The organism is Streptomyces sp. NPDC041968 (genome assembly GCF_055589025.1).
On sequence record NZ_JBVJCB010000006.1, the window covers coordinates 462468 to 468561 of the forward strand.

Genomic DNA, 6094 nt, shown 5'->3' on the forward strand with positions numbered 1-6094 from the left:
CGGGCGCCCGGGGGCGCCGGGCCAACGCCCTCGTCAGGACTCCCCGTCCTCGCCCCGCCGCGTGAGCAGCCACGGTTCCACCACGCCGAGGCCGCGGACCGGCCGCTGCCACATCGGCTGGAGCGCGAAGCGGTACGCCGGCGGCGCCTCGCCCTCCTTCTCGGCGGCGGCGGCCTCCTCGGCCGCCACGGCCTCCGACTCGGGGGCGTCCCGCGTACGGACCAGCTCCTCGGCGAGGGCCGAGTCGACGAGGACCGCGTCCCGGGGAGCTATCGACGTGAGCCGGGAAGCCAGGTTGACGGTCGTGCCGAAGACATCGCCCATCCGGGTGGTCACCGTGCCGAAGGCGATGCCCACGCGCAGTTCCGGCATGGTCTCGTCGTTCGCCATCGTCTCGACGAGGAGCAGCGCGATCTCGGCGGCCGTACCGGCGTCGTCGGCCGCGTAGAGCACCTCGTCGCCGAGGGTCTTGATCAGGCGTCCACCGCGTGCGGCGACCAGGTCGGCGGCGGTGGTCTCGAAGGCCTCGACCAGCTCGCCGAGTTCCTCCTCCTCCATCCGGCGGGTCAGCCGGGTGAAGCCGACCAGGTCCGCGAAGCCCACCGCGAGCCGCCGGTCGACCATCTCCTCGTCGTCACCGGCCTGCACGACCCGGCCGGCCGAGGCGGCGAGCTGGCGGCGCCACACGTAGACGAGGAACTCCTGGAGCTCGGGCAGGAGCAGCTCGACGATGGGGTACGTCACCTCGGTGCGCGTCATCCCCGGCTCCGGCGGCTCGGTGAGCCCCTCCAGGAAGGAGTCGATCTGCCACTCGGCCAACCGGGCGGTGGTCTGTCCCGTGGACCGGGCCACCTGCACCGCCATGGCCTCGCTGAGCAGCCCCGCCTCCACCAGACCGGCCAGCCGCCGCAGCGCGAGGACGTCGGCCTCGGTGAGCGCCTTGGCCTGGCCGATGTCGGCGAAGCCCATGGCCCGCCAGAAACGGGACGCCAGTTCCATGGACACGCCCGCGCTGCGGGCGGCCTGGAAGGGGGTGTAGCGGCGCTCGGCGCCCAGGATGAGCCCTTCCAGGCGCAGCGCGAGCGGGTCCTCGCCGGAGTCGGCGGAGTCCGGGTCGGGCTCGGGGTCCACCCGGCCGTCCCCGTCCGCGCCGGAGCCCGTGTCGTCGACGGTCACGCCTGCTGCCCTTCCGATCTGCCGCGGTCAGGTTCGACCGGCCCCAACTTTACGTCAGGTGTGCCCCAGCTCACTCCGTCACGCGGAGTCCGCGGTGGCACCCCGGCGCCGGCGGGGCGGGCGCGTTCACGCCGGTCGCAGATGCACGATGTCCCCCGCCCCCACCGGCTCCTGCACGCCGGTCTCCGTGGCCAGCACCAGCCGCCCCTCCCCGTCCACGGCCACCGCCTCCCCCACGAGCGACCGGTCTCCCGGAAGCTCCGCCCGCACCATCCTCCCCAGCGTCGCGCAGCCCGCCGCGTACGTCTCCTGGAGCCCGCTGGCCGCCGGGTCGCCCCCGGCCGCACGCCAGCGCCCGTACCAGTCCTCCAGCGACCGCAGCACGCCCCGCAGCAGCGGGTCCCGGTCGGTGTTGACCGCCCCGGCCAGCGCCAGCGACCCGGCCCTGGGGACCGGCAGCTCGTCCGCCCGGAGGGTGACGTTGACGCCGACGCCGACGACGACCCCGGCGTCACCGGCCCGCTCGGCCAGGATGCCGCCCGCCTTGCGCTCCTCGTCGCCGACCGTGACCAGCAGGTCGTTGGGCCACTTCAGGGCCGTGTCGACGCCCGCGGTCCGGGACAGCCCGGTCGCCACCGCCACGCCGGTGAGCAGCGGCAGCCAGCCCCAGTGGGTGAGGGGGACCTCGGCGGGGTTCAGCAGCACGGAGAAGAAGAGCCCGGAGCGGGCGGGTGCCGTCCACTGCCGGTCGAGGCGTCCGCGGGCGGCCGTCTGCTCCTCGGCGACCAGCACCGCGCCCTCGCCCGCCTCCCCCGCGGCGGCACGGGCCACGAGGTCGGAGTTGGTGGAGCCGGTGCGCCGCACCACGTCCACCCGCCGCCACAGCCCGTCCTCCCGCACCAGCCCCCGGCGCAGGGCCGTGCTGCTGAGGGGCGGCCGGCTCAGGTCGGACCAGGGGCTGCGCGAGGGGTCGGAGGCATCTCGGGGCGTCATGCAACCCACCCTAGGTGTGGGAAACACCGCACTGCCGATCGGAAGGCCCCCCACTACTCTACGAACGAGTAACCGTCCCCCCTTTTGAGCAGGCAGGGAGCCGCATCCCGATGTCCGAGCCGGAAGAGCAGCAGCCCGACATCCACACGACCGCGGGCAAGCTCGCGGACCTCAGGCGCCGTATCGAGGAAGCGACGCACGCCGGTTCGGAACGCGCCGTCGAGAAGCAGCACGCCAAGGGCAAGCTGACGGCCCGTGAGCGCATCGACCTCCTGCTCGACGAGGACTCCTTCGTCGAGCTGGACGAGTTCGCCCGGCACCGCTCCTCCAACTTCGGCCTGGACGCCAACCGCCCCTACGGCGACGGCGTCGTCACCGGCTACGGCACGGTCGACGGCCGTCCGGTCGCCGTCTTCTCGCAGGACTTCACCGTCTTCGGCGGCGCGCTGGGCGAGGTCTACGGCCAGAAGATCGTCAAGGTCATGGACTTCGCGCTGAAGACCGGCTGCCCGGTCATCGGCATCAACGACTCCGGCGGCGCCCGCATCCAGGAGGGCGTGGCCTCCCTCGGCGCGTACGGGGAGATCTTCCGCCGCAACACGCACGCCTCCGGCGTCATCCCGCAGATCAGCCTGGTCGTCGGCCCCTGCGCGGGCGGCGCGGTGTACTCGCCCGCGATCACCGACTTCACGGTGATGGTCGACCAGACCAGCCACATGTTCATCACCGGCCCCGACGTCATCAAGACCGTCACCGGCGAGGACGTCGGCTTCGAGGAGCTGGGCGGCGCCCGCACCCACAACTCCACCTCCGGCGTGGCGCACCACATGGCGGGCGACGAGAAGGACGCCGTCGAGTACGTCAAGCAGTTGCTGTCGTACCTGCCCTCCAACAACCTCTCCGAGCCGCCCGCCTTCCCGGAGGAGGCGGACCTCGCCCTCACCGACGAGGACGCCGAGCTGGACGCGATCGTCCCGGACTCGGCGAACCAGCCGTACGACATGCACAGCGTCATCGAGCACGTCCTCGACGACGCCGAGTTCTTCGAGACGCAGGCGCTGTTCGCGCCGAACATCCTCACCGGCTTCGGCCGCGTCGAGGGCCGCCCGGTCGGCATCGTCGCCAACCAGCCGATGCAGTTCGCCGGCTGCCTGGACATCACGGCCTCCGAGAAGGCGGCCCGCTTCGTGCGCACCTGCGACGCCTTCAACGTCCCCGTGATCACCTTCGTGGACGTCCCCGGCTTCCTGCCCGGCGTCGACCAGGAGCACGACGGCATCATCCGCCGCGGCGCCAAGCTGATCTTCGCCTACGCCGAGGCCACGGTCCCCCTGATCACGGTCATCACCCGCAAGGCCTTCGGCGGCGCCTACGACGTCATGGGCTCCAAGCACCTGGGCGCCGATCTCAACCTGGCCTGGCCCACCGCCCAGATCGCCGTCATGGGCGCCCAGGGCGCGGTCAACATCCTGCACCGCCGCACCATCGCCGATGCCGGTGACGACGCCGAGGCCACCCGCGCCCGCCTGATCCAGGAGTACGAGGACACCCTCCTCAACCCCTACACGGCGGCCGAGCGCGGTTACGTCGACGCCGTGATCATGCCGTCCGACACCCGCCGCCACATCGTCCGCGGCCTGCGTCAGCTGCGCACGAAGCGGGAAACCCTCCCCCCGAAGAAGCACGGCAACATCCCTCTCTGAGCCCTGCAAGGAGCCGCTGTGACCATCAAGGTCGTACGGGGCAACCCGACCCCCGAGGAGCTGGCCGCCGCCCTGGCGGTGGTCCGCGCCCGCGCCGTGGCGGCGGAGGAGGAGCCGTCCGGCGCCCGGGGACCGCGCGACGCGTGGTCCGACCCGTCGCGCATCGCGTCGGCCCACCTGCCGCAGCCGGGCCCCGCGGCTTGGGGCCGCACCTACTGGCCGGGCTAGGGACCGCCCTCCCGGGGGCGCGGGGCCCTGCCGATGTGCGGCTCCGCGGCGGGAGCGCGCAGAGGAGGAGACTCCGCGCCCCTGGGCTCCCCGCCCCCGGAATGAGTACCCGTACTCACGCGCCGCCCCCTCACCAGGTCGCACGCTGGTGGAATGCTGTGGTCCGATCCCGAGAACGAGCCGCCCGAGGAACTGCGCGACATGCAGGACAGGCTGCGGCGGCTGAGCGTCTTCCTGGCGCTGGCGATGGTTCTCGCGATGATCGTCATCGGGCTCGGATAGCGCGGGCGGTCCGCCCGGCGCCGCCGATACGCTGGACGGCATGACAGATCAGCAGCCGCGCCGCCGCCTCGTCCTCGCCTCCCAGTCCCCGGCCCGGCTCGGGCTGCTGCGCCAGGCCGGGCTCGTCCCCGAGGTGCTGGTGAGCGGCGTGGACGAGGACGCGGTCACCGCGCCCACCCCCGCCGAGCTGGCCCTCGCCCTCGCCGAGGCCAAGGCCTCCGTGGTGGCCGCGAAGCCCGAGGTGCGCGGTGCCCTGGTGATCGGCTGCGACTCGGTGCTCGACCTGGACGGACAGGCCCTCGGCAAGCCCGCGGACGCCGAGGAGGCCACCGCCCGCTGGAAGGCGATGCGCGGCCGGGCGGGCACCCTGCAGACCGGCCACTGCGTCTGGGACACCGCCTCCGGCCGCCACGTCTCGGCGACCGCCTCCACCGTCGTCCGCTTCGGCGAGCCGACCGACGCGGAGATCGCCGCCTACGTCGCCTCGGGCGAGCCCCTCTACGTCGCCGGGGCCTTCACCCTGGACGGCCGCTCGGCCCCGTTCATCGAGGGCATCGAGGGCGACCACGGGAACGTGATCGGGCTGAGCCTGCCCCTCCTGCGCCGCCTCCTGGCCGACCTCGGGGTCGGCATCACGGAGTTGTGGGCGCCGGTGGAGGGCTGACGGGGGCGCCGTCGCCGCCCTTGCCGTCCTCGGGCCCGCGGGCCGCCGGTTCACCGGCCGCGGGCCCGGTCCGGGTGTCGTAGGTCATCAGCAGCAGCACGATGAGGGCCAGCACCAGGACCATGAAGAGGAAGGCGTGCCAGCCCACCAGCCCCCAGCCGAAGGCGCCGAGCAGCGCGTGCACCACGGCCGCGCTGACGAGCAGCACCCGCCCGACTCCGGCCGGCGGGCGGTCCCGCACCGCCACGAGCAGGGCCACCAGCCCGCACAGCGCGAAGTAGAGCCCGAAGACGACTCCGCCGATCTTCGAGGACACGGACATCATGTCCGGGTCGAGACCGGCCAGGGACATGTCCTGGCGGTCGACGACGATCCCGAGGAACCAGTTCAGCGCCGCGACGCCGACCGCCTCCGCGAAGAGCACGACCGCCACGGTCCACGCCACCGGCCTGCGCACTGTCACCGGTCCCCACCCACTTTCGACCGCTGCCGCACAGGACAGCTGTTACCCCAAGTACGTCCGAGACATCCGGCACGTTACTAACGGGTAAACCTCGCGACAAGGGGTCTGCCGCGGGCAAAGAATCATTGGGCCATTCGTAGGGACTCCACAAAGAAACAGAGTGGCCCGCAGCACCCTCTTACAGAGACCTTGCCCACACAGGAGGGCTAGGGTTTGCCCGAGGAGTGCTGTGTTTCGCGGCACTACAAGGGATTTCGCGGGTCGAGTGAGCCTCGAATCACGCTCCGTGTGGGCAAGCTCACCATTGGGGACGGGTCGAAGTGCCGTGTCGGCAGTCCCTAAACTCGGCTTGTTTCAAGGAGGGAGCCTCAATCGTGCGCAAGGTGCTCATCGCCAACCGTGGCGAAATCGCTGTCCGCGTGGCCCGGGCCTGCCGGGACGCCGGGATCGCGAGCGTGGCCGTCTATGCGGACCCGGACCGGGACGCTCTGCATGTCCGCGCCGCTGATGAGGCGTTCGCCCTGGGTGGTGACACCCCCGCGGCCAGCTATCTGGACATCTCCAAGGTCCTCAAAGCGGCCAGCG

The 6094-nt window shown here is 72.4% G+C and carries 8 protein-coding genes; 5 read left to right on the forward strand and 3 right to left on the reverse strand.

Annotated features, from left to right (window positions below):
• Positions 1 to 33 precede the first annotated feature (33 nt).
• Both ACZ6EG_RS18015 and ACZ6EG_RS18020 read right to left on the reverse strand, forming a co-directional pair.
• The gene (locus ACZ6EG_RS18015; protein WP_356604001.1) at positions 34 to 1176 is read right to left on the reverse strand and encodes an adenylate/guanylate cyclase domain-containing protein; all 1143 of its coding nucleotides are present in this window, start codon (positions 1174 to 1176) and stop codon (positions 34 to 36) included.
• 126 nt (positions 1177 to 1302) lie between these two features.
• Positions 1303 to 2169, reverse strand: a complete 867-nt coding sequence (locus ACZ6EG_RS18020; RefSeq protein WP_391969789.1) for a biotin--[acetyl-CoA-carboxylase] ligase — start codon at positions 2167 to 2169, stop codon at positions 1303 to 1305.
• 110 nt (positions 2170 to 2279) lie between these two features.
• Between ACZ6EG_RS18020 and ACZ6EG_RS18025 the strand changes: the two genes are divergently transcribed.
• From ACZ6EG_RS18025 to ACZ6EG_RS18040, 4 genes are all read left to right on the forward strand, one after another.
• A complete protein-coding gene (locus ACZ6EG_RS18025) occupies positions 2280 to 3872 on the forward strand; it encodes an acyl-CoA carboxylase subunit beta (protein WP_356603997.1) in 1593 nt (530 codons plus the stop codon).
• A gap of 18 nt (positions 3873 to 3890) precedes the next feature.
• Positions 3891 to 4100, forward strand: coding sequence for an acyl-CoA carboxylase epsilon subunit (locus ACZ6EG_RS18030; RefSeq protein ID WP_356603995.1), 210 nt, complete (start codon positions 3891 to 3893; stop codon positions 4098 to 4100).
• Between the two features lie 153 nt (positions 4101 to 4253).
• Entirely contained in the window at positions 4254 to 4382 is a 129-nt protein-coding gene (gene mmpB / locus ACZ6EG_RS18035; protein WP_079030363.1) for a morphogenic membrane protein MmpB, read from the forward strand.
• A 40-nt stretch (positions 4383 to 4422) separates the two neighbouring features.
• Positions 4423 to 5046 (forward strand): nucleoside triphosphate pyrophosphatase, encoded by a 624-nt coding sequence (locus tag ACZ6EG_RS18040; RefSeq protein WP_384701223.1) that lies wholly within the window; start codon positions 4423 to 4425, stop codon positions 5044 to 5046.
• On the opposite strand, the gene ACZ6EG_RS18045 is transcribed toward ACZ6EG_RS18040, so the two are convergent.
• Positions 5015 to 5509 (reverse strand): hypothetical protein, encoded by a 495-nt coding sequence (locus ACZ6EG_RS18045; protein WP_469605540.1) that lies wholly within the window; start codon positions 5507 to 5509, stop codon positions 5015 to 5017. The genes ACZ6EG_RS18040 and ACZ6EG_RS18045 overlap by 32 nt on opposite strands.
• A 374-nt stretch (positions 5510 to 5883) precedes the next feature.
• Between ACZ6EG_RS18045 and ACZ6EG_RS18050 the strand changes: the two genes are divergently transcribed.
• Positions 5884 to 6094: biotin carboxylase N-terminal domain-containing protein (locus ACZ6EG_RS18050; protein ID WP_469605543.1), on the forward strand; the 211-nt coding region annotated here is incomplete at its 3' end.

What these genes read in the sequence shown, in the direction of transcription:
- ACZ6EG_RS18020 (WP_391969789.1), bottom strand. Translation starts at nt 2,169, where the DNA reads ATGACGCCCCGAGATGCCTCCGACCCCTCGCGCAGCCCCTGGTCCGAC.
- mmpB (WP_079030363.1), top strand. Translation starts at nt 4,254, where the DNA reads ATGCTGTGGTCCGATCCCGAGAACGAGCCGCCCGAGGAACTGCGCGAC.
- ACZ6EG_RS18040 (WP_384701223.1), top strand. Translation starts at nt 4,423, where the DNA reads ATGACAGATCAGCAGCCGCGCCGCCGCCTCGTCCTCGCCTCCCAGTCC.
- ACZ6EG_RS18025 (WP_356603997.1), top strand. Translation starts at nt 2,280, where the DNA reads ATGTCCGAGCCGGAAGAGCAGCAGCCCGACATCCACACGACCGCGGGC.